At 31.0% G+C, this 24,059-nt stretch carries 19 protein-coding genes and 1 pseudogene; 9 read left to right on the forward strand and 11 right to left on the reverse strand.

Annotated features, from left to right (window positions below; genetic code table 11):
* Position 1 precedes the first annotated feature (1 nt).
* From C7448_RS13605 to C7448_RS13635, 7 genes and pseudogenes are all read left to right on the forward strand, one after another.
* Positions 2–643: a sugar transferase gene (locus C7448_RS13605; RefSeq protein WP_115901970.1), complete on the forward strand. Its 642-nt coding sequence runs from the start codon at positions 2–4 to the stop codon at positions 641–643.
* Between the two features lie 4 nt (positions 644–647).
* Positions 648–1,211 (forward strand): GNAT family N-acetyltransferase, encoded by a 564-nt coding sequence (locus C7448_RS13610; protein ID WP_115901971.1) that lies wholly within the window; start codon positions 648–650, stop codon positions 1,209–1,211.
* Positions 1,208–2,257 (forward strand): hypothetical protein, encoded by a 1,050-nt coding sequence (locus tag C7448_RS13615; RefSeq protein WP_115901972.1) that lies wholly within the window; start codon positions 1,208–1,210, stop codon positions 2,255–2,257. The genes C7448_RS13610 and C7448_RS13615 overlap by 4 nt, the downstream gene beginning before the upstream one ends.
* Positions 2,236–3,261: a GNAT family N-acetyltransferase gene (locus tag C7448_RS13620; protein ID WP_115901973.1), complete on the forward strand. Its 1,026-nt coding sequence runs from the start codon at positions 2,236–2,238 to the stop codon at positions 3,259–3,261. Before C7448_RS13615 ends, C7448_RS13620 begins: the two co-directional genes overlap by 22 nt.
* A gap of 3 nt (positions 3,262–3,264) precedes the next feature.
* Entirely contained in the window at positions 3,265–4,401 is a 1,137-nt protein-coding gene (locus C7448_RS13625; RefSeq protein ID WP_115901974.1) for a DegT/DnrJ/EryC1/StrS family aminotransferase, read from the forward strand.
* Between the two features lie 79 nt (positions 4,402–4,480).
* A complete protein-coding gene (gene rfbC / locus C7448_RS13630; protein WP_115901975.1) occupies positions 4,481–5,035 on the forward strand; it encodes a dTDP-4-dehydrorhamnose 3,5-epimerase in 555 nt (184 codons plus the stop codon).
* Positions 5,036–5,073: 38 nt separating this feature from the next.
* A pseudogene (locus C7448_RS13635) lies at positions 5,074–5,277 on the forward strand (GDP-mannose 4,6-dehydratase); the annotation flags it as partial.
* Positions 5,278–5,365: 88 nt separating this feature from the next.
* Here the strand turns inward: C7448_RS13635 and C7448_RS13640 are convergent.
* The 5 genes from C7448_RS13640 to porV form a co-directional block, all read right to left on the reverse strand.
* Positions 5,366–7,195: a LysM peptidoglycan-binding domain-containing protein gene (locus C7448_RS13640; RefSeq protein WP_115901976.1), complete on the reverse strand. Its 1,830-nt coding sequence runs from the start codon at positions 7,193–7,195 to the stop codon at positions 5,366–5,368.
* Between the two features lie 29 nt (positions 7,196–7,224).
* Entirely contained in the window at positions 7,225–8,760 is a 1,536-nt protein-coding gene (gene guaA / locus C7448_RS13645) for a glutamine-hydrolyzing GMP synthase (RefSeq protein WP_115901977.1), read from the reverse strand.
* A gap of 71 nt (positions 8,761–8,831) precedes the next feature.
* A complete protein-coding gene (locus C7448_RS13650; protein WP_115901978.1) occupies positions 8,832–9,896 on the reverse strand; it encodes a 3-oxoacyl-ACP synthase III family protein in 1,065 nt (354 codons plus the stop codon).
* A 173-nt stretch (positions 9,897–10,069) separates the two neighbouring features.
* A complete protein-coding gene (gene cdd, locus C7448_RS13655; protein WP_115901979.1) occupies positions 10,070–10,552 on the reverse strand; it encodes a cytidine deaminase in 483 nt (160 codons plus the stop codon).
* 82 nt (positions 10,553–10,634) lie between these two features.
* Positions 10,635–11,729 carry a type IX secretion system outer membrane channel protein PorV gene (gene porV, locus C7448_RS13660; RefSeq protein WP_115901980.1) on the reverse strand — a complete coding sequence of 365 codons (1,095 nt, stop codon included), beginning with the start codon at positions 11,727–11,729 and terminating at the stop codon, positions 10,635–10,637.
* A 378-nt stretch (positions 11,730–12,107) separates the two neighbouring features.
* Here porV and gldJ point away from each other — a divergent pair, with 378 nt between their 5' ends.
* Positions 12,108–13,808: a gliding motility lipoprotein GldJ gene (gldJ, locus tag C7448_RS13665; protein WP_115901981.1), complete on the forward strand. Its 1,701-nt coding sequence runs from the start codon at positions 12,108–12,110 to the stop codon at positions 13,806–13,808.
* Between the two features lie 63 nt (positions 13,809–13,871).
* On the forward strand, positions 13,872–15,134 hold the full coding sequence (locus C7448_RS13670) for a UDP-N-acetylmuramoyl-tripeptide--D-alanyl-D-alanine ligase (RefSeq protein WP_115901982.1): 1,263 nt from the start codon (positions 13,872–13,874) through the stop codon (positions 15,132–15,134).
* On the opposite strand, the gene C7448_RS13675 is transcribed toward C7448_RS13670, so the two are convergent.
* The 6 genes from C7448_RS13675 to C7448_RS13700 all read right to left on the reverse strand — a co-directional run bounded on the left by C7448_RS13675 (position 15,131) and on the right by C7448_RS13700 (position 24,054).
* Entirely contained in the window at positions 15,131–15,982 is an 852-nt protein-coding gene (locus C7448_RS13675) for an N-acetylglucosamine kinase (RefSeq protein WP_115901983.1), read from the reverse strand. The two genes, C7448_RS13670 and C7448_RS13675, sit on opposite strands and share 4 nt — an antisense overlap.
* Positions 15,983–16,160: 178 nt before the next feature.
* Positions 16,161–18,065, reverse strand: a complete 1,905-nt coding sequence (locus C7448_RS13680; RefSeq protein ID WP_115901984.1) for a polysaccharide biosynthesis protein — start codon at positions 18,063–18,065, stop codon at positions 16,161–16,163.
* A gap of 60 nt (positions 18,066–18,125) precedes the next feature.
* Positions 18,126–18,641: a DUF2892 domain-containing protein gene (locus C7448_RS13685; protein ID WP_115901985.1), complete on the reverse strand. Its 516-nt coding sequence runs from the start codon at positions 18,639–18,641 to the stop codon at positions 18,126–18,128.
* Between the two features lie 61 nt (positions 18,642–18,702).
* Positions 18,703–21,849, reverse strand: coding sequence for a cytochrome c biogenesis protein CcsA (ccsA, locus tag C7448_RS13690; protein WP_115901986.1), 3,147 nt, complete (start codon positions 21,847–21,849; stop codon positions 18,703–18,705).
* A gap of 106 nt (positions 21,850–21,955) precedes the next feature.
* A complete protein-coding gene (locus C7448_RS13695) occupies positions 21,956–22,834 on the reverse strand; it encodes a phosphatidylserine decarboxylase (protein ID WP_115901987.1) in 879 nt (292 codons plus the stop codon).
* Positions 22,831–24,054, reverse strand: coding sequence for an IPT/TIG domain-containing protein (locus C7448_RS13700; protein WP_115901988.1), 1,224 nt, complete (start codon positions 24,052–24,054; stop codon positions 22,831–22,833). Before C7448_RS13700 ends, C7448_RS13695 begins: the two co-directional genes overlap by 4 nt.
* Positions 24,055–24,059: the final 5 nt, after the last annotated feature.

A 24,059-nucleotide genomic window follows, 5' to 3' on the forward strand; every position in this document is an offset into this window, starting at 1 on the left:
TATGTATAGAAACTATTTAAAACGCATTTTAGATTTTATTTTGGCTTTATTGGCTTTTGTTATGTTATTTCCAATTTTCACAGTTGTTACTTTAAGTTTACTTATAGCAAATCAAGGAAAACCATTTTTCTTTCAAGAACGTCCAGGTTTAAATGAAAGGATTTTTAAAATCGTCAAGTTTAAATCTATGAATGATAAAAAAGATAAGGAAGGAAATTTATTGCCAGACGCTGATCGATTAACAAGCATAGGTAAGTTTGTGAGAAAAACTTCATTGGATGAAATTCCACAATTATTAAATATAATAAAAGGAGATATGAGTTTAATAGGTCCTCGTCCTTTATTACCTGAGTATTTACCAATGTATTCAGAGAAACATAAGAAGAGACATAATGTTAGACCAGGAATAACTGGACTTGCACAGGTAAAAGGAAGAAATACAATGAAATTTTCTGAAAGGTTTGATAATGACGTCTTTTATGTTGATAACTTGTCTTTTTTATTGGATGCAAGGATAATATTTATGACAATAAACTCGGTATTATTTAAATCGTCTACTATTGTAAATGGCCAAACGGTAGATGATATAGATGATTTAGGAATTAGCAGGAATTTAAGTAGTAATCATTTTAAGAAAAAATAATTTTATGAATATAAGAGGGAAAAAAGTTGTGTTAAGAGCAATAGAGGAGAGAGATTTAGAACTTTTACATAAATGGTCTAATGATCCTGAAATCAATTATATGTTAGGAGGATGGCATTTTCCTTCAAGTATAAAAGATCAAGAAAGTTGGTTTACTTCACTTTCTTTGGGAAGTGTTAACCAGCGCTTTGCAATAGATACTCCAGATTTGGGTCTGATTGGTATGGCTAATTTGGTCGATATAAATTGGAAAGATAGAAATGCATTTCATGGAATGTTATTAGGAGATAAAAAAATGAGAGGTAAAGGGTACGGAGTCGATACAATAATGGCAATTAATAAGTATGCTTTTGAGGAATTGGGTTTAATGAGAATGAATGGGTCAATGATTTCATATAATCAACCTTCTATTGGTGTTTACACAAAAAAATGCGGTTGGCAAGTCGAAGGAGTAAAAAAGAATCATTATTTTAGAAAAAACAAATGGTGGGATCAAGTGGTTGTTGGGATAACAAGTGATGATTATTTCAAGTTATTAGAGAACAGTAATTACTGGGAAAAAAAATGATAAATAAAGAGTTTGGTTCAGATTTTCATTCTTGTAATCAAGAGTTTATTTTAGATAAAAACCAGAGAAATTTTTTCGAAGATGAAAACTTTTCTTTTTTTCTATCAGGAAGGTCTGCTTTATATGCGTTACTTCAACATGGGATCAAAAATAATGGATGGAAGAAAGTTTATATTCCATCTTATTATTGCCAAGATGTAATTGAAAATCTATCAAATTTAAATATTCAGGTTATAGTATTTCGGTCTAATCCAAATAATTTGATATTGGATTATGATTTTTTCGAAGACGAGGAAACCAGTGTTTTTGTTAACGTAAATTATTTTGGTGTAAGAGATTTTAATACTCAATTATTTAAAAAAATTGTAGTTGTTGATGATTTGACACATAATATTAATGCTATAAAAATAAGTAATGCAAATTATGTTTTCGGATCATTAAGAAAACAATTACCAATACCATTAGGAGGTTTTTTGTATTCTCCGAATAAATTTCAACTTCCAGAAGGCAAGGAAAGTATTCTAGCAGATCAAGTAGCAGAGAACAAAACATTAGGTATGTTCTTAAAAAACGAATACTTGCAAAATAGATTTTCAAATAAAGATTTATATAGGAGTTATTACTCTAAAGCTGAAGAACAGTTAACTAAACTTTATAGAGATTACAAATTACCTGTTTTAGCAGAAAATATTTTAGAAAGATTAAATGTTGAAGAAATATTTAAAAAGAAAGAATCTAATATCCAATTGGCTTTAAAGTATCTTAAAGATTATTTAAACTATACCTTTAGTGTAGATGAAAATTCATTAGGATTATTACTTTTTTTTGATTCAAATATTCAAAGAGACTTTATTCGAAACAAATTAATAAAGTCCAATGTATATCCAGCTATTTTATGGCCAAATCAGAAAATAGATAATGATATTAGTTATCAAAATAGGTTTTTATTTTTACATACAGATTATAGATATTCCAAAGAAGATATTATTTACATAACGACAGCATTAAAAAAATCAATTCAAGAATGTCAGAAACAAAAATTATAAGACTAACAGAAGAATCTTGGAAAGAGTATGTTAACGCATCATTTGTTCATGATTTTTACCATACTTCATCTTATAATAAATTAGAAAAAGAAGGTGAACCAATATTGTTTGTATATCAAGAAGATAATAATTTTATAGCTTTACCATTAATAATTAGAGAAATACCAGATACAGACTTATTTGATTGTACTTCAGTTTATGGTTATGCTGGTGCAATAGCAAATATTGATATCAATATAATCTCCGAAGAGTTAAAAATTAGCTTTCAAAATAAACTTAATGAATTTTTCGTAAAGAAAAAGATAATATCTGTTTTTTCAAGATTACATCCTATTTTAGAAAATGATAAATTAATAGAAGGGTTAGGTGAAGTTGTTAATTTAAATAAAACCATAGCAATCTATCTTAAATTAACTCCAGAAGAACAAAGAAAACAGTACAGAAAATCGAACAAATACGAAATTAATAAGCTAAAGAAAAATAATTTTGAAGTTGTTGAAGCAACTACAAAAGAAGAACAAGATGAGTTTATTGATATTTATTATGAAACGATGAAAAAAGTAGAAGCAAATGACTATTATTTTTTTTCTAAAGAATACTTCTATGAATTTTTAAGTAATAATTGTTTTGAAACAAAATTATTGCTTGCAAAGAAGGATGGGGAGATTACTGCAGGTGCTATTTTTACAATTACAGATAAGATAATTCAGTACCATTTAGCAGGTACAAAACAAGCCTACGCAAGAGATACCCCAATGAAGTTGATTTTAGATGAAGCAAGATTGCTAGGAAATGAATTAAAATTAGATTATTTACATCTTGGTGGAGGTGTTGGAGGAAGCGATGAAGACCCTTTGTTTAGATTCAAATCTGGGTTTTCTAAAGAGAGTTTTCAGTTTAAAATATGGAGGTATATAGTAAACAAAGAAAAATATGAAGAACTAGTTAGAGAAAAAGGTATTTCGACTGATAATAATTCATTTTTCCCATTATATAGAGCTTAGATTATGGAAAAAAAAATATGGCTATCCTCACCACATATGGGGGGAGGCGAACGAAAATATGTACAAGAAGCGTTTGATACGAATTGGGTAGCACCTTTAGGACCTAATGTAAACGGTTTTGAAAAAGATTTAGAAGAGTATGTAGGAGAAAACTCAAAAGTAGCTTGCTTAGCTTCGGGTACCTCTGCCTTACATTTAGCACTGATATTAGCAGGAGTAAGGAATGGAGATGAGGTATTGTGTCAAAGTATGACCTTTTCTGCTTCTGCAAATCCAATTACCTACCAAGGAGCAATACCTGTTTTTGTAGATAGTGAAAAAGAGACATGGAATATGTGTCCAAAAGCGTTAGAAGAAGCTATTAAAGAGGGCATTGTTAAGGGAAAAAAAACAAAAGCGATTATTGTAGTACATTTATATGGAATGCCTGCCAAAATGGATAAAATTGTAGCGCTTTCTAAAAAATACGATATAACATTAATAGAAGATGCAGCTGAAGCACTTGGATCAACCTATAAAGGACGAAAATGTGGTACGCTTGGTGATTTTGGAATTTTATCGTTTAACGGAAATAAAATAATAACGACTTCTGGTGGGGGCGCTCTGGTTTGTCGTAATGAAGGTGATAAACAAAAAGCAATTTTTTTAGCAACACAAGCACGTGATAAAGCCCCTCATTATCAACATTCACACATAGGGTACAACTATCGTATGAGTAATATTGTAGCGGGTATAGGTCGTGGTCAAATGGAGGTGTTAGATAAACATGTAGGTTTTAGAAGAGCTAACAATAAGTTTTATCAAGAGTTATTCGAAGGTGTAGAAGGAATTATAGTGTTAACAGAACCAACATCAGAATACTTTTCAAATCACTGGTTAAGTGCCGTAATAATAGATGAAGATAAAACAGGTTTTTCAAGAGAAGATTTGCGTTTAGCTCTAGAAAAAGAAAATATAGAGTCTCGTCCATTATGGAAACCAATGCACTTACAACCTGTTTTTAAAGATTGTAAATACTATGGAACAAACGTCTCAGAAAAATTATTTGAATATGGATTATGTTTACCTTCTGGATCTAATTTAACCAATGAGGATAGGTTGAGAATAAAAGTAGTGATTCAAAAACTATTAAATTTATAATTCAGAACACACCAAGTTTAATGAGTTTTAATTCTTCAATGTATTAACATAATATCAAATAAGTTAATAAAAAGTGATTATGATTTTTACAAAAACAGATATTCCTGAAGTTATTGTTATTGAGCCCAAAGTTTACGGAGACCCAAGAGGATATTTTTTTGAATCTTTTAATCAAAAAGAGTTTGAAGAGAATATAGGAAAAGTGAATTTTGTCCAAGATAACGAATCAAAATCTACATTTGGTGCTTTAAGAGGGTTACATTTTCAAAAAACACCTTTTGCTCAAGCAAAGCTCGTTAGATGTATTAAAGGAAAAGTATTGGATGTGACAGTTGATATTAGACAAAACTCACCCAGTTATGGTAAATATATAGTAGTGGAATTATCAGAAGAAAACAAGAAACAAGTATTCATTCCAAGAGGTTTTGCGCATGGATTTGTGACCCTTTCTGAAGAAGCCATTTTTGCTTATAAGGTAGATAATTGGTATGCTCCTGAATATGATTCGGGAATTATCTGGAACGATCCTACTTTGAATATTGATTGGAAAATTAATTCAGAAGAGGTAATACTTTCTCCAAAAGACCAACAACTTTCAACTTTTAAAGAGCTAGAAACTCCATTTATTTATTAGTAGCTTTGAAAAGTTTATATAGTAAATTTTTATGAGGAACTTATGTAAAAGATAGGGCAGGGCATGATTATCGATATGCAATAGACGCATCAAAGCTTAAAAAAGAGTTAGGATGGGAACCATCTTTGCAATTTGAAGAAGGAATAGAACAAACAGTTCAATGGTACTTAGAGAATGAAGAATGGATAAAAAACGTAACCAGTGGAGAGTATCAAAAATATTATAAAGAAATGTATGAATAATAAAAAAGCCAAAACTAAGTTTTGGCTTTTTTATTATATATGTCCCGTCCTAAAATAAGTTGACACAAAATCGACTTATTATGAGGATCTATCTTAGTCTACTCAAACTTAAATCTCCATTGTATTTAACAATAAATAAACCTTGGTTTCCGCTACTCCCAAACGTTTTTTTATGATAATCAAATTTATTCTCAACACGTAAAGATACCCCTTTTTTAAAGGTGTCTGTAAGCTTATCACCAGAAGCTAAACGCATTAAAACATCGTATGTAATATCAAAGCCTTTGATAGCATAATCAGAAGGAATGGTGTTGTTTTTTTGTAAGTATTTATTATTAAAAGCTTTAGTATCTATAGCTTCTTCATCTGTGTAAGTGTTTGAAACATAAGTAAAGTTAACACTAGCCAGTTTGTTATTATCAATTTTATCATAAGCGGGACCTTTTTCTAAAGTAAATACTTGGACTTTAACTTCATCAGGGATGCCAATCATACTATTAAGAGCATCAGCTACAACAACATTATCATCAGAAGTAATAATAACCCAATTATGTCTTTTTGAAGACATTTTAGATGTAAAGCGGGCTCTTTTTATATAGCCTTTTTCAGGTTTTAAAACATGTATAGTGTTTATACTATCATGTTTCTTTAGCTCAGAAATAATTTTAGAAACTTTTGCGTTTGTGTCTTTTTCTTCATCACTTACAATAAAAATTTCTTGATCTTTATAACTGTCTTTTAAATAAGAAGCTAAATAACCCGCATAATTCTCTTTTTCAGGAGAAGTTTTAACTAATTTAGATGAAGTGAATTTACTTTGTTTACTAGAGTAGTGAGGGAAAACAACAGGTGCATTCACATCACGAGCAACAACTTCAGCTTTATCAGAGTAAAAAGGTCCGATAATAACATCAGTGTTTTCTAGTTTTTTATCTTTTAATATGGTCGCAATATTTTTTCCTCTATTTCCTGTATCAAAAATATTTACATTTACTAGCACTCCTTGTTTTTTAATAGAGTCGATAGCCATTTCAGCTCCCATGTAAAAATCAGTAACCATATTTGCTAGTTGATTTCCTTCAAAAATATCTTTACTCGATTTAGAGCTATATTCATTTGCTTTAAAAGGAAGTAAAATAGCAAGGTTTATAGAGGTGTCTACTTCAATAGAATCTTTATAAAAAGTATAATTCTCTTTTTTACTAACCTCCTCTATAGGTTTAATTTTTAATAATTGACCTATAGATAATTTATTATCAGCTAAATCTGGATACTCAGGATTTAATCGTAATAAATCTTCTTTCGTAACATTATAAAAACGAGTTAAACTATACATCGTTTCTTTACTCTTAACAGTGTGAGTTAAGAACTTTTCTAAAACTTCATCTTTATTAATTGTAACTGTTTTTTCTATAGCCTTAACTTTTAATACCTGACCAATACTTAGATTATTACTCTGAATATTGGTGTACTCAGGATTAAATTTAATTAAATCCTCTTTCGTTATATCATATTGTTTTGTAATACGATACACAGTTTCTCCTTTTTGGACTTCATGAGTTTCATATTCAACAATTGTTTGTTGAAAAACAGTACCATCTTCTTTAGTTTCAGGAGTCGTTTCTTCGTTGTTATTAGTATCGGTAGTATTTACTTCTTCTTCAGATGAAGTAGTAGATGAAGAAGTACCCTTTTTAATTTTAGGGTTTGGTATTACAATTACCGTGTTAGCATCTGGACGTCTTCCAACATCAGGATTTAAACGTAATAAATCTTTCGTTTTCATATCTAAACGATCTGCAATATCTCGCATCGTTTCTCCTTCTTGGGTTTTGTACGATACATAACGTTTTTGCTGACCGCAAGAAACGGCAAAAGTTAAAATACAAACTAATAGTAAAAACTGTAATTTCTTCATCTACTCTTTTTTATATTAATGATGGATTTTTATTCCCACTCAATTGTTGCTGGTGGTTTAGAGCTAATATCATATACAACTCTATTCACACCTTTTACATTATTAATTATTTTATTTGATGTTTTTTGTAAAAACTCATAAGGTAAATTAACCCAGTCTGCAGTCATACCATCTGTACTTTCTACAGCGCGTAAAGCTACCACTTTTTCGTAGGTTCTTTCATCCCCCATAACTCCAACAGAATTTACTGGTAATAAAATAGCACCTGCTTGCCATACTTTATCGTATAATCCGCTTTCTTTTAATCCGTTAATGAATACTGCATCTACTTCTTGTAAAATACGAACCTTTTCAGCTGTAATATCTCCTAAGATTCTAATAGCCAAACCAGGTCCTGGAAATGGGTGACGACCTAATAATTCTTTATCTATTCCCATAGAGGCTCCTACACGACGTACTTCATCTTTAAAAATCATACGTAAAGGTTCTACTATTTTTAGCTTCATAAAGTCAGGTAAACCACCTACATTATGATGACTTTTAATGGTTGCTGAAGGACCTCCGTTAACTGAAACGGATTCAATTACATCAGGATAAATAGTTCCTTGTGCTAACCATTTAGCATCTTCTATTTGGTGTGCCTCATCATCAAAAACATCAATAAAAACTTTACCAATAGCTTTACGTTTTGCTTCTGGGTCACTTAACCCAGCAAGTTTGTCCAAAAAACGTGCCGAAGCATCCACTCCTTTAACGTTTAACCCCATACCTTCGTATTGCTTTAATACGTCGGTAAATTCATTTTTACGTAACAATCCGTTGTTAACAAAAATACAGTGTAAATTGCTTCCGATTGCTTTGTGTAATAATACTGCAGCTACGGTAGAATCTACTCCTCCAGATAAACCTAAAACAACTTTATCATTGCCTACTTTTGCTTTTAACTCAGCTACTGTTTCATCAACGAATGAATCTGGTGTCCATGTTTGAGCTACCCCAGCTATAGTAACTAAAAAATTTTGTAATAATTGTTTACCATCAGTAGAATGATATACTTCTGGGTGAAATTGGATAGCATAGGTAGTTTCTCCATCAATTCTGTATGCTGCATTTTTTACATCATGAGTGCTTGCTAACAATGTTCCGCCAGTTGGTAATTCTTTAATCGTGTCTGAATGGCTCATCCAAACTTGACTTCCTTCAGAAATATCTTTAAAGAATTCTTCTCCTTCTTTGATAAAAGATAAATTAGCTCTTCCGTATTCGCGAGTGTTAGAAGGCGCTACTAAACCACCAGAAAAATGAGCTAAGTATTGAGCTCCATAACAAACTGATAATAAAGGTTTTTTACCTCTAATATCAGATAAATCAGGATGTGGAGCTTCATCAGAACGAACCGAAGATGGACTTCCTGAAAGAATTACAGCTTTAAAATCGTTTAAGTTTTGTGGTATTTTGTTGTAAGGGTGAATTTCACAATAAATATTTAATTCTCTTACACGGCGCGCAATTAACTGTGTGTATTGCGATCCGAAATCTAATATAAGTACGTTGTGTTGTTGCATGCGCAAAAATAGTACTTACATTTTATATTTGCGAGAATATTTAGTAAGAAATTAATGAGTTTTAAAAACTATTAAAACTTATAAACAATAGCGTTAATATTCATGCCTGCACCTACAGAAGCTAAAATAATAACATCGCCTTTTTTTACCTCTTGATTTTCAACGTTTCCTTTTAAAACTAAATCGAGTAGAGTAGGTACGGTTGCTACAGAACTATTTCCTAATTTATGGATACTCATTGGCATTATGTCTTTAGGAACTGGTTTTTTATACAAGCGATAAAAACGTTTAATAATGGCTTCATCCATTTTTTCATTGGCTTGATGGATGAATATTTTTTTAACATCATCGATGTCTAGGTCACTTTTATCTAAAGCTGTTTGCATTGCCTTAGGTACATTATTTAATGCGAATTCATAAATTTTTCGTCCGTGCATTTTAATATAACGAATATTGTTGTCTTTGTTTTTGTCATTAGAGTTTCCGAAGAATAAATAATAAGCTTCTTCTTTAGTGAAAGTTTGTGATGCATGGCTAAGAATACCACTATCACTACTATCCGAAGCTTCAACAATACAAGCACCAGCACCATCGCTATAAATCATAGAATCACGATCGTTTATATCTATAACTCTCGATAGTGTTTCTCCTCCAATAATCAAACATTTTTTAGCAATTTTCGCTTTTATAAAAGCCTGTGCTTGAATAACACCTTCAATCCAGCCAGGACAACCAAATAAAATATCGTATGCGACACAATTAGGGTTTTCAATTTGCAATAAGTGCTTTACACGAGTAGCTAAGCTAGGAAGAATATCACTTTGAATAGCGTCTGTTTTAACATCTCCAAAGTTATGAGCAAAAATAATATAGTCTAATTCTTCAGAATTAATGTTAGCATCTTCAATCGCTTTTTTTGCTGCAAAAAAGCCAAGGTCTGAAGCTTTATATTCAGGTTTAGCATAGCGACGTTCTTCGATACCAGTTATCGATTTAAATTTCTCAATAATTACAGAGTTTGAATTATCAATGGAAGTTCCATCAGCATTCAAAAAGAAGTTATCATTAAACTTACTGTTTTCTTTTTTGATTGATGGTATAAAGGCTCCTGTTCCTGTAATTACTGATAGTTTCATTAGGGTTGCTGATTTTTAAATGTTGAGTAATTACAAATAAAGCATTTTTATTGACGATTACCTCTTTATATACAGTCATTTTTTTAGAATTATGATTTTCTTAAAAAAAGAAGGATGTATTATTTTTTTATAAAAAACAAAAGTATTTTTTTGTGATTTTAATGTTTAATCTGTTATAAATAGGAACTATCAAAAGAAAAAGGTAATAGAGAAAGAAGAGATTCTGTTTTTACAATTCTACCAACTTCACCCATAAAAATAATTTCAATAGGTTGCTGTTGATTGATTTCGTATTCTGATAATGTTTGACGACATGCACCACAAGGACCAACAGGTTTGTTAACAGTTGAATTTTCTGAAGCTGCAGTTATTGCTATTTTTTTTACTTTCATATTAGGGAATTCAGATCCAGCCTTCCAAATAGCAACACGTTCTGCACACATGCCAGAAGGGTAAGCAGCACTTTCTTGATTATTTCCTAAAATAACTTCCCCGTTATCAAGTAATATAGCTGCTCCTACATTAAACTTGGAATATGGGGCGTATGCTTTTTTTCTTGCTTTTACAGCTTCTTGAATTAAAAAAGCATCTTCAGTTGATAATTGTGAAATATCATCAAATAAAGTGGCAGAAGTGGTTATGTCAATTTTCTTCATCGTAAATAAATTAGTCAAAAAAAGCAGTCGACTCGACTGCTTTTGTATTCTGATACGAATTTATAAAAAAAAATCCTGTTTTTTAATAAACCTCATACAGTTCTCCTAAGTCAAATGATAAAGAAAAACGTAATGTGTTTTCTAATGGGTTGTTAACTGCTGCAGTATTTACTAAATATGATAAATCTAAAGTAAAAGCTCTTGCAGTAAATCCTGTACCTAAGGTTAAGAATTGACGTTGTCCTTTTTCTTCACTTTCATGAAAATAACCAGCTCTTAGAGCAAAGGCATTGTTATATAAATACTCAGCACCTAAAGCCCAAGTTGTTTCTTGTAACTCTTCACTAAAACTTCTGTCTCCTAATGAAGTAAACATTCCTTCAAACCAACCTCTCTCTGAGTTAGGACTTGATGGAACTAATAGTTTTGTGAATTCTAAGTTAAGTCCAAAAATGTTTGAATCGTCAAAGATGAAATCAAAACCACCACCAATTTTAGCATTAGTAGGAATAAAGTTTGGAACTCCAGGACTATACTCAACTTTTGGCCCTATGTTGGCTATGTTAAAACCTAATCGGTAACGTCCGTTAAAGCTTCCAAAGTTTTCCTCTTTAGATTGGTAATAACCAGAGACGTCAACAGCAAAAGAATTAACGGCATCTAAGTTAGAGTCATTACTTCTTATTTTGTAATTAGAATGGATATACTTTAAACCAATACCCATAGAAAAAGTTTCACTTAGTTTTAATGAATAAATACCTGTAATGGCTAACTCATTAGGATTTTCTGTTCCGTTAGAAACACCACTGTCATTAGTTAAAGCTACTTCTCCTAGAGAAAAATACTTTAAATCAACTCCCCAAGCTGATTTTTCACTATACCTGTTAACATAAGAACCCCCACCAACGAAAATATCATCAGTTAAGTTTCTAAGCCAAGGAGTATAGTTAAGTCCTATGCTAATTTTATTTTGATTAAATGCAGTTTTTGCGGGGTTGTGAAAAATTGAATAAGCATCTGAAGAGGTAGCGACTCCAATATCTCCCATACCACCAGCACGAGCATCAGGTGTAATCAATAAAAAAGGCATTGCCGTTGTGTTTATTGATGTTTGGGCTTGCGCTTTATTTTGAAGGGTAAAGCACACAAAAAATAATACGATTGATAATTTTTTCATGTAAAATTTGATTAATTGTTTAGCAAATATATAATTTTTCTTGGGGGAGTTTATAACTAATAGCTTTTTTTAGATTTCTTGTAATACTAAACTTAAAAGTTTATTTATTAGTTTACTAAAGTTAACGGTATTACTATAATAATATTATATACCTTGATTTAGAATCAAGAAGAAAATTACTTTTGTACTGTTAAAAATATTAAACTTTAACAGTCTATATTTTAATCTTTTTCTTAGATTCGTAATACTAAAGTATAAAAACTGTCGTTTGTAATCTTGCATAGACAAGGTTACTAAATGTGAATTTATAGATAAATTAGTTGTAAGAAATTAGAAATATTGTAAATTGCGACACCCTTAAAAAACAGTTAAAAATACATGAAAAGTACGTTGAAATTATTTAGTTTATTAGCGATCACTGGTTTATTAGTTACTTCTTGTAAGAGTAATGGAGGTGGGTCGAGTAAGTCTTCATTAACTGGTTGGAACTTTAATGATCCTAATTATGGAGGTTATTTGAAGGGAGAATACAAAGAAGGAAAAAATGTTCCACCAGGAATGGTACATATTGAAGGAGGTACTTTTACTATGGGATTGGTACAGGATGATGTTATGTTTGATTGGAATACAACTCCTCAAAAAATGCATGTTCGTACTTTTTATATGGACGAAACAGAAGTAACCAATGCAGAATATGGATTGTTTATGCAGTATACCAAAGATGTATTTCCACCAGAAGATCCACAGTTTAAAAATATTTATCCTTCAGTTTTACCAGATACACTGGTTTGGAGAAAAGGATTAGGTAATACTAATTTGTTGTCAGAGAGCTATTTAAGGCATCCTTCTTATGCAGAATATCCTGTAGTTGGAGTTAGTTGGATACAAGCTAATAAATACTGTAAATGGCGTACTAACGCTGTTAACCTAAAAATATTAATGGACAAAGGAGTTATTAAAAATATTTTTAAGGAAGACTCAGTAAGCTTTAAAGGTGAAAACAATTTTGATACTGATACCTATTTGACAGATCCTTATGCAATTTTTGATGGAGATTCTACAATTTATAAAAAAGGAATCCCAGTACCAAGACCAAAAGGAGAACCTAAACCTGAAAAAGGAGCTTTCACAGGAAGACAAGTAACTTCTTCTGATGGTATTTTATCTCAGAAATTTAGATTACCGACAGAGGTAGAGTGGGAATATGCAGCAAAAGCTATTTTTGAAAACCGTGAATATAATAATATTAGAGGTAGAAAAAAATACGCTTGGAGCGGAAAATATACTCGTGATAGAGATAAGAGAAGAAGAGGGGATCAGTTAGCTAACTTTAAGCAAGGTAAAGGAGATTATAGTGGTATTGCTGGATGGAGTAGTGATGGATCAGATATTCCTAATGCGGTAAGAAGTTACCCTCCAAATGCTTTTGGGTTATATGATATGTCTGGTAATGTTTCGGAATGGGTAGAAGATGTGTATAGACCAATTATCGACTCAGAAGCGAATGATTTTAACTACTTTAGAGGTAATATTTTTACAAAAAAATTAATTAACGAAGAAGGTAAAGTTGTTATTGTAGGCGATGGAGAGGTACAGTATGATACTTTAGAAAACGGTAGAATTGTACCTAAAGACTTACCAGGAAGTGTTAAGTATATTCCTATTACTAAAGAAGATACTTATATGAGAAGAAACTATAATTTAGCTAACAATTCAAGTTTAGCTGATGGAGACCAAGCTTCTTCTAAGTTTTATAATTTAGATAAAGATCAATTAGATCGTACTACAAGAATGTATAATTCTCCACAAAAACCTGAAGCAGAAATTGACACTTTAGGGAATGTTATTAATAACTACAAGTATGATGACAAGAGAAGAACTACATTGATTAGTGATCAGTCTAGAGTTTATAAAGGTGGTTCTTGGGCCGATAGAGAATATTGGTTAGATCCAGCACAAAGAAGATATTTTCCTGAATATATGGCAACAAACTATATAGGTTTTAGATGTGCTACAGATAAAATGGGGCCAATGGTGCTAAACAAAAGAAAAAGAGCTATACCAGATAGAGCTAGATAACAAAAAGTATTTTTATAGAAGAAAACCTCATTGAATTTCAATGAGGTTTTTTATTTTTACCTTATGAAGGTAGAAGAATTATACAGTTTATATATCACGCACGGTTTAGTAGATACAGATACTAGAAATATTAGAGAAAACACACTTTTTTTTGCTTTAAAAGGAGAGAACTTTAACGGAAATAAGTTTGCAGAAGAAGCGATAGCTAAAGGAGCTGGTTATGCAATAGTTGATGAAGTTGAGTATAAAACATCTGATGGAATAATTTTAGTAGATGATGTTTTAGGTGCACTTCAAGAGCTTGCAAATTATCATAGAAACCAGTTGCAAGTTCCTGTAATTGCTTTAACAGGAAGTAATGGGAAAACTACGACAAAAGAGCTAATAAATGCAGTTCTTTCAACGAAATATAAAACAACTGCTACCATTGGAAACCTAAACAATCATATTGGTGTACCATTGACTTTATTGTCAATGAATAAAAGCACAGAGATTGGTATTGTAGAAATGGGGGCAAATCATGCAAAAGAAATTGAGTTTTTATCAGAAATAGCAAATCCTGATTATGGATATATAACAAATTTTGGAAGTGCACATTTGGAGGGGTTTGGTTCTTTAGCAGGAGTGGTGAAAGCTAAGTCTGAATTGTATGATTTTCTCAGATCACATAATAAAAAAGTATTTATAAACCCTAACGATGAAAAGCAAGTAGCTAGAACTAATGGTATGGAGGCAATTACTTTTGAAAAAAGTATAAAATTTACAGAGGCTAATCCTTTTGTAAAACTATCATATCAAAATGTAAATATATTAAGTAATTTAATTGGGGGTTATAACTTTAATAATATATCAGCGGCAATAACTATTGGAAATTACTTTAATATACCCTCTGAGTTAATAAAGAAGGCAATTGAAAGGTACATTCCGTCTAATAATCGATCTCAGATAATAAATACTAACACCAATAAGATTATTCTAGATGCTTATAATGCTAATCCTACAAGTATGAAAGCAGCTTTAGAAAGCTTTAGTAAGTTAAAAGCTAACCATAAAACAGTAATTTTAGGAGACATGTTTGAGCTTGGAGAATATAGCTCAAAAGAGCATCAAAATATAGTTGAAGAAGTAGAAAAAAATAATTTTGACGTTGTTTTTTTGGTAGGGGAAAATTTCTACAATACTATTTCTAGAACTAATAAAATAATCAAGTTTAAATCTTTTAAAGATTTAGAAAAGTATTTACAAAATAATTCAATAACAGATAGTGCCCTTTTAGTGAAAGGGTCGAGGGGAATGGCTCTTGAAAGAGTTGTAGAACTTTGTTAAAATGAATTGTTTCTATGAAAGTCAACTAAATTATCAATTGGGCGTTGAATTACATCAGTAACAGATAATTTATTTTTTGATGCAACTTTTTCTAATATGTCTTTAAAGTAATAAGCTATAGATCCAATAAAATAGATTGGGATTTGACTATCTTTTTCAAAAGGAAGAATACGATACTTGAAAAACTCTTGAATCCCTTTTTTAATCATTTTTCTAACATACTTTTCATCTTTATGATCAAGCATAAATTTTGCAAATGAAGCTAAATACATATTGGGGTAAGGTTCCCTGTACAAGTTCATTTTTACGACATCTATATCAAGGTCGAAAGATGTTTTGAATGCTGAAGCTATTCTTTTTGGCATTTTTTTGTAGTAAAAATCACGTAATAATTGTTTACCAAAATAATTTCCACTAGCTTCATCCATAACAGTATAACCTAATGATGGGGCTGTTGTAGTTATGTTTTTGCCATCATAATAACAACTGTTAGATCCTGTTCCTAAAATACAGACAATTCCAGGCTTATTACCAGTACTAGCATAAACAGCAGCTAAAGTGTCTTCAGAAACAAAAACTTCGGCTTTTTTAAAGACAGATTCCAGAACATTTCTCAAGTTTTCTGCAGCTTCTGTACTGCCACAACCTGCACCATAAAAATGAACTTGTAGCGTATCGTTTTGTACCTCCAATAAAGTATTAACATTATTGACAGTACTTAACATTTGTTGTTTTGTTAAAACCGAAGGATTTAAGCCTAGAGTAGTAGTTCTAAAAACTTCTTTCTTAGTATCGTCAAGAGCAATCCAATCGGCTTTTGTAGAGCCTCCATCGGCAATTAAGATCATGTGTAGTTGCTAGTTTAAATTCTTATTAAACAAATTAATTAAGTATTGTGCTTTCGAGTTGTTTTTTTATTTAACTAAATCCTTTTAGGTACATAGGATGTTATATTATAGTGTTAATGTAGCTAAAATAATTCTCGAAATGTTTACTTGTGTTGATTGTTTTTTCGAAATGGGTAATTTAATTCTTAATAGGAGTATCTAACTTTTCGTATACTGAATTGTTTGATTTATATTCAGGAACAATATCTTTTATGAGTTGAACTGTTTTACTATTGTCGTGATTTCTATTAGATAAACATAATTCTTTAATTTTATCTTTAATAATAGTATAATCAATTAACTGATTTTTAGCTATCATAATTTTTTCATGATAAGTAGGAGTAGTATTTTCACCATCAGCTAATAGTTCTTCATATAATTTTTCTCCAGGGCGTAAACCAGTAATTTTTATGTCAACATCATCCGGAAAGTTTAAACCAGATAAGTGAATCATTCTTTTGGCAATATCATATATTCTTACAGATTTCCCCATGTCGAAAATATAAATTTCACCGCCATTACCCATAGTACCAGCTTCAAGAACCAATCTACATGCTTCGGGAATAGTCATAAAGTATCGTGTAATGTCTTTATGAGTAACAGTTAAAGGGCCTCCGTTTTCAATTTGACGTTTAAAAAGAGGTATAACTGAACCGTTAGATCCTAAAACATTACCAAAACGAGTGGTTGTAAACTTTGTAGTATGATTATGAGAGTTACTCAAACAGCTTATATACATTTCTGCAACTCGTTTTGTAGCTCCCATAACGTTGGTTGGGTTTACAGCTTTGTCGGTAGAAACCATGACGAAGCGACCAACATTGTGTTTTATTGATAAATCAGCAATGTTTTTTGTTCCACTAATATTTATTTTCACAGCTTCATAAGGACTCATTTCCATTAAAGGAACATGCTTGTAAGCAGCTGCATGAAATACTTTTTGAGGTTTAAACTTTTTAAATATTTCATCCATTCTTTTTTCGTCCCTAACATCTGCAACGATAGAGGTAAAGTTTCTACGTTCTTTTTGAATTAATTCCTGTTGAAGATCATATAATGGAGATTCAGCTTGATCCACTAATATTAAGTGCTCGTGGTTATAGATACTTAATTGACGAGAAATTTCTGAGCCAATGGAACCAGCGGCACCAGTAACTAAAATTACTTTATTATTTACTTCTCTTTTTACAATAGGGTTGTTGATAGAGATAGGTTTTCTATCGAGTAAATCTTCAATTTTAACCTGTTTTATTTGATTGGCCTCTAAATCACCATGAATCCATTTTGATAATGGAGGAACAATTTTTACTTGAACACCTAATTCAAGTAAATTATCAGTAAGATATAAAAGTTTTTCCGATTTAATATTTTGAATAGAAATAATAACTTCATCAATGTGCTTCTCTTTAATAAAGTATTTGTTTATTCTCTTTCCATCATAAATTTTAATTCTATCTAACTTTTTGCCTATTTTCTTTGGGTCATCGTCTATGAAACCTATGACTTCATACTTATTCTTAGTATCTCTGTTTAAAGCTCCATATGTTATTAATCCAGAGTCACCGGCTCCATATATTAAAACATTGGTTATAGATTTAAGTTCTGTAGAGACAATTTCGTAAAAAGCTTTGAAAATATATCGACTAACTACTAAAGTAAGTACAGAAATTAAATAATGAATAATTATTATCGATTTTGGAATTGTAAAATCAGGAAATAAATTTAAAGCATTATTAAAAAGGACAATACAGGTTGTAATAATTGAAAGTAGCGTAACACCAACAAAAACATTAAAAGCATCTCTAGTCCCAGTGTGTCGTACAATACCTTTATAAGAACCTACAAGGAGAAAGCTAATAAGACCAATAATTGCTATAAAAGGAAGTTGATAATATAGGCTTCTAATATCAAAATTTAAACTAGCATTAAATCGTACTGTATAGGCTAAAATGAAAGATACACAAATTAAAGTAATATCTATAATTAAAACAACCCATCGCGAAGCATATTTATCAAAAGCTTTTAAGAATAAACTCCTAATCATTAGATGTTTTTTGTTAATAAGTAAAATTACAAAATATAAAGGGAAAAACTTAAAGAAGTGTTAAATCTTCTTCATTTGTTGTTTCATCATCTGCATTTGCTCTTTAAGCATTCCGTGTTTGTCTAGCTTTTTAGCTTCTGCCATTAAGTTTGTAGCCTCTCTTTTTCTACGTTTTGTCATAGCAATTCCTGCCAATTGTAATTTAGCCATAGCTAAATCATGATCCATTGCTAATCCTAATTTAACTGCTTTTTTTAAGTACTTTTCAGCTTGAGTTATGTTGGTTTGAGATAGCATAATTCCATGTAGGTAATTATAATACCCTTCTTGCTTTTTAGTTAATGAAGTAGAAGGATTCTTTATGTACCCTAACCATTTTTGAGTTCCAGGGAAATTCTGTTTACGTAGTTGTAAAAAAGCTAAAAGAATAAACTCATTTTTAAAGTAAAATAAAATGAATAGTCCAGCAAGCAAAAGTATTGATATGCCGTTCATAATGTGTCCTTGTATAAATTCATATACAGACCATGCAGTTATTAATGCAGCTAAAACTAATTTTATATTTTTATTGAACATAGTTGTCTTTTCTTTTCGTCGGTTTGCAAAAATACATTTTTTTAACAGAAAAAGTAGTAACTTATTTTTTGTAATACTTTTTATTCTTGATCCAAGCTAAAACTCCTAAAATAGACACAAAAGCTACAGCGTAATATACAGAAGTAGGCGTAATTACTTTATCACCACTAGCATACGAGTGTAGGCCTGATAAATAGAAGTTTACTCCAAAATACGTCATCATGATAGAAGCAAATGCTAAAATGGACCATAAATTAAAGGTGTATCGTCCTCTTAAACCAGGTATTAAACGCATGTGTAACACAAAAGCATATACCATAATAGAGATTAAAGCCCAAGTTTCTTTAGGGTCCCAGCCCCAATAGCGTCCCCAACTTTCATTTGCCCACATTCCGCCTAAAAAGTTACCAACGGTAAGCATAACTAACCCAACGGTTATTGCCATTTCATTAATAACAGTAAGTTCTTTAATGTGTAAATCCATTTTCTTTTTATTTTTTTCATTGGTGAAAATGATTAGGAATAAAGAGAAGATTCCTAAGATCATACCCATTGCAAAAGGACCATAACTTGCAACAATAACAGAAACGTGTACATATAACCACCAAGAATTTAACACAGGTTGAAGGTTGGCAATTTCAGGATCTAGCCAGTTTTGATGCGCAAACATTAAAATTACAGAAACTAAAAATGTTGTAGCTGCAATAGTTAATGAAGATTTTTTTCCAAGAATTAATCCAAATAGCATGGTTGCTAATCCAACAAAAATAATAGATTCATAAGCGTTACTCCAAGGGGCATTTCCACTGATATACCAACGAGCAGCTAACCCTAAAACGTGGAAGATAAATAAGAAAATTACAACACCTATTAAGGCTTTTACAATAGTATTAACCCATGGTTTGTTGTTGAAAATTTGTAAGAAAACAAATACAATTAAAAGTAAACTTACATATCCGTAATACTCCGAAAGTTTAACAAAGATGTTTAGTTTATTATAAGCTATTTCTAAATCGATTTTATCTTTAGCAGGAATAACTTCTGAACCAAATTTTCGTTGAAACTTCTTAATTCCGTCTAAAACTTTGTTAGTTTCTGTATAGTTTCCTGATTTTTTTGAAGCTTGTAATAATTGTAAATAAACAGGTAATGATTGACGCACAAAAACTGAGTCTGTTCCTTTAAAATTAGCTTGTAGTGTTTCTGGTTGAGATACCCACTTGTTATTTTCATCATTTGGAATAGGGTAGATGCGTAACATTCCACCTCCTAAAGCTTGAGATAGTAACCAAACTCTTCGTTCAATCTTTATAATATCTTTTTCAAACTTATTTTGAATTTTTTTCTTTTCAGCCTCAACTACTAATTTGCTAATTTTTGAAGAACCATCTTTATTGTAGAAATCAATAAAACGAGCATATTCAGCATCTTCTGGTACACCTAAAATTTCTCTAACTTGGGTATTTCCATCTTCTAAATATACAAAAGGTACATTTAGCCAAAGCATAGGATTTTCTGTAATAGAAAGTAAAATTTGGCTTGGGTCTAAATCTTTGAATTTATCAACATGTGCTACTTTTCTTACTAATTCAGAAGCAAAAGTATGAGCAGGTTTCATACGTCCGCCAGCATCTTGAATAACTAAAGAACTAAATAAAGCAGCGTGTTTGTCATCTACTTTATTAGCTGTTAAAATAGAATCTATTTGAGCTTCTGTAATTTGTTTTGGTTCATGAGTTTCGTGTTGACCGAAACTAACAAGAGAAACTAACAAAGCGATAGCTGATAGTTTAGTTTTCTTATTTCTAATTTTAACTAATGACTGTTTTAAGTCATAAAAACGAGTGCCTTTTACAAATAAAGCCGCGGTTAAACCAAAGAACAATAAAAAGTAACCAATATAGGTAATCCAAGTTCCCCAAAAATCATGATTCACCGATAAGTGTGTTTGTTCATGCTCACCTTCAATTTTATAACTAGATTGAAAGAACTTGTAACCTCCATAATCTAAAATATGATTCATAAAAATTCTATAATCGAATGTTTCGTTTGGAGCGATAACAGTAATTTCACTTGCATAAGCGGCGGCGCTTTCAGAACCAGGATATTTTTCTAGTTGAAAGTCGTTTAATTTTATGCTGAATGGAGTCTCCAATAGTTTAGAACCATACCAAGCTCTAAAGTTTAATTTGCCAATACTAAACTGTTCTTGGTTGTCAACGTTAAACTTTCCACCATAAAACTCAACACGTTTAGTCTCTCCGTTTGTTGTAATGTCAAAAATTACAGTATCGTATTTTTGATCATCTTTTTTTCCTCTAACAGTTCTAATTTCTCCTTTTTCAGGTGTTTTAGGAACTACAAACTGTAATCCATTTATGTTATGAAGCGTTAATAGTTGAAAATGTTGTGCACTATCTTTAACTATTTGACCTCGTTTTTGATCTGCCATCCTAAACCAATCTCCATCATTTTTAGAAACCATTTTTAAACCTCCACCTTCATAAAAGAAATTAATAGAAGCAGCCTCTTTATTCGGAGCTTCAAAACCTACTAATATGTTGTGGATGTTTTCAATAGTTCCTTTTTTTATGTAATGTTCGTGTCTACTTCCGTCGGAACTTTCTACAAAAAATAAATGTTCTGTTCCGTTTTCATCTAAGACCATTTTTGTTTCAGACCAAGGAATATAGTCTACTAAATTAAAAGTAACCTTATGGTTTTTTCCTGTTTTTTCAGGTTGAAAGTTTTCTTCAAAATTTGCAGAGTTTTCACCCCAAGCAGATAAAAGTAATTTGTTTGCAGTAGTTTTTTGAAACTCACCATTATCAATAATAACGTTTAAATAGGTGTGTTCAGAATAGAATTGGTTTGTTGTTTCGCCTTCATCAATAACCATTAAGCCTTCATAGCTAATATAACGAGTAATACCTGCACCAATTAAGATTAATAGAAAGGATACGTGAAATAATAATACAGACCATTTTTCTTTTTTATACAATCGATACCTAAAAATATTTCCAAAAAAGTTGATAACAAAAAACACCATAATCAACTCAAACCACCAAGTGTTGTACACTAAAGCTTTTGAAGTTTGGGTTCCGTAATCGTTTTCAATAAAAGTGGCAATTCCCATGGCAATGGCAAAAACAAAAAATAATACAGCCATTAAACGGGTAGAGTAGAGGATATCTAAGATTTTTTTCATCAGTAAATCTGCTAAGTATAAAACGACGCAAATTTACGGATTAAAGCTCTAATCACCTTATGAAATCAATCTATTTTTAAAAGGTAAAATGTTAAATTTATGAGGGTTAATTTCCAATTCGCTCCCCCATTTTAACAAAGGTTTCCATCTTATTTTTAGTGTTAACCAAGATGTCTTCATCAATAGTCGTTTTAGAACTATCAACTAGCAATACGATAGTTGAACCACCAAAAGCAAAATATCCCATTTCATCGCCTTTTTTCACTTCGGAATTAGGTTGGTAAGTCTCAATAATGCTTCCAACCATGGTAGCGCCAACGGGGGCGATGATAACATCTCCTTTGTTTTGTGTAGTTAAAGTGCAGTACTCTCTTTTATTTTCACAGAATACTCTAGTGAAGTTAGCAGCCAAAGCGTGTGGAGAAACGGAGAAATAGCGCCCTTTAATTTTTGTTACTTCGGAAGGAATTCCGTCATAAGGAAAATGATACCTGTGATAATCATTTGGAGCAAGTCGTAATATGATTAAAGAATTATTTTTGTGTTTTTTAGCTAACTCTTTATCCCCTAAAAATTCTTCTAATGTAAATTTCCTACCCTTAACAAAGAAATCATGAATATCTGAAATACTCTTAAATGCTAACATTTTTCCGTCTCCAGGAGAAACGAAGCCTTCCTTAATAGGACGAGCACCAAGTTTTAATTTTCGATAAAAAAAATCATTAAAGGAAACATAGTCTTCAGATGATTTTTCAGCTTCACTCATGTCAATTTGAAGCTCTTTAACAAAACTATTTATTTTGTTAATAGAGTTTGGCTTATTCATAAGCTTACCATACCAAGACGACAAAAACTTACGTTTAACTAGTGGTAACAAGGCCATTTTACCAAACGGATTGTTGTAAAGCAATTTTAAATACCCTTCTCCTGGAGGGTTTTCGGTAACTATTTTACCTGTTTTTCTATCAATGAATTTTATTTTCATAACTCTATTATGTCAATAATTGTAGGAGAAGTAAAACTAGTTTTTAAAGGTCTAAAAAGTATTTTTTCTTCTTGATAAGTGGGTGTGTTGAATTTGTATAAGCTATTATAAGTTGGTTGATTCCCTGAACTATTCTCTATTGATGAATCTTTGTAAATTCCAATATATTCATCATTTTTTTTGTCAAAAAAACCATAGCCTAAGCGATTAGAGTAGTAAAGCTTGCTTTCAGATAATTGTGTGACCTTAACTGTTTCCTCATTAAATTTGACTAGTTGCCCTAAAGAGTTTCCATAATCTTTTAAACAAATTATTTCATTGGAAGAGTTTAAACTTGGTTTAGTGATGGAAAATTCTTCATTATTGGTAGATAATTTTTCTATTGAATAATTAGTTAAGTCTATTTTAGATAAATCATAAGGAGAGGTAGAAGAGAATAAGAAAAGGTAATTATTTTTTACTAAATGGGAAGAAATAAAAGAATGATTAAAAGATATGTTTAAGTCTTTTATTTGACCATTAATAGGGTTTATTTCTATTAAGTGGTGTTTGGCTGCGCTAGTGTTGTGTATATTTTCACTAACTAGACCAATTAAAGTATTATTTGTGATATTCCAATTAATAGCTGTTATCCCTCCTGTAATAGATGATGGTAAAGCTAAAGGAGTAAAGCTTGAAGCTTTTGTATTTAGATTATAGGTTAAGAGGCTGTGTTCAGGGTTGTTTGAGAAATCAATTAAGTAAATTAAGTCATCTCTTTTTAGAAAACCATACATGCTATTTTGTGTGGGGGTGGGTATAGGTAGTTGATTAATAAAGCTAATAGTACCAGTGTTATTGCCTATTTTAAATAGTTTGGCGTTCCAGTTATCATATATTAAGTATTCATAATCGTCTATGATAGCACTGAAAGAACCAATTTCTACAGAAGCTTCGTTGTTGTAAACTAATTTGATAGGATTGTCCCCTTTCGTTACTTTTTCATGTACAATAGCTTTTATTTCAGTAGCTGATTTTTGAATGAGCTTAGTTTCAATGTCAAGTAAAGTTACTTTTATGTTTGAAGGAAAGTTTTCTCCCAGAATAGTAATTGTGTCACCAACATACCCATTTTTAGGAGTATATGAGGAAACTGTAGGGTGGGGTACTTCAGTTTCATTTTGACTACAAGAAAAGATTAAGACTATTAAGCTTAGTATTAAAAAGATTCGTTTTTTCATTAAGT

This window comes from Tenacibaculum gallaicum (assembly GCF_003387615.1).
Classification (GTDB): Bacteria; Bacteroidota; Bacteroidia; order Flavobacteriales; family Flavobacteriaceae; genus Polaribacter; species Polaribacter gallaicus.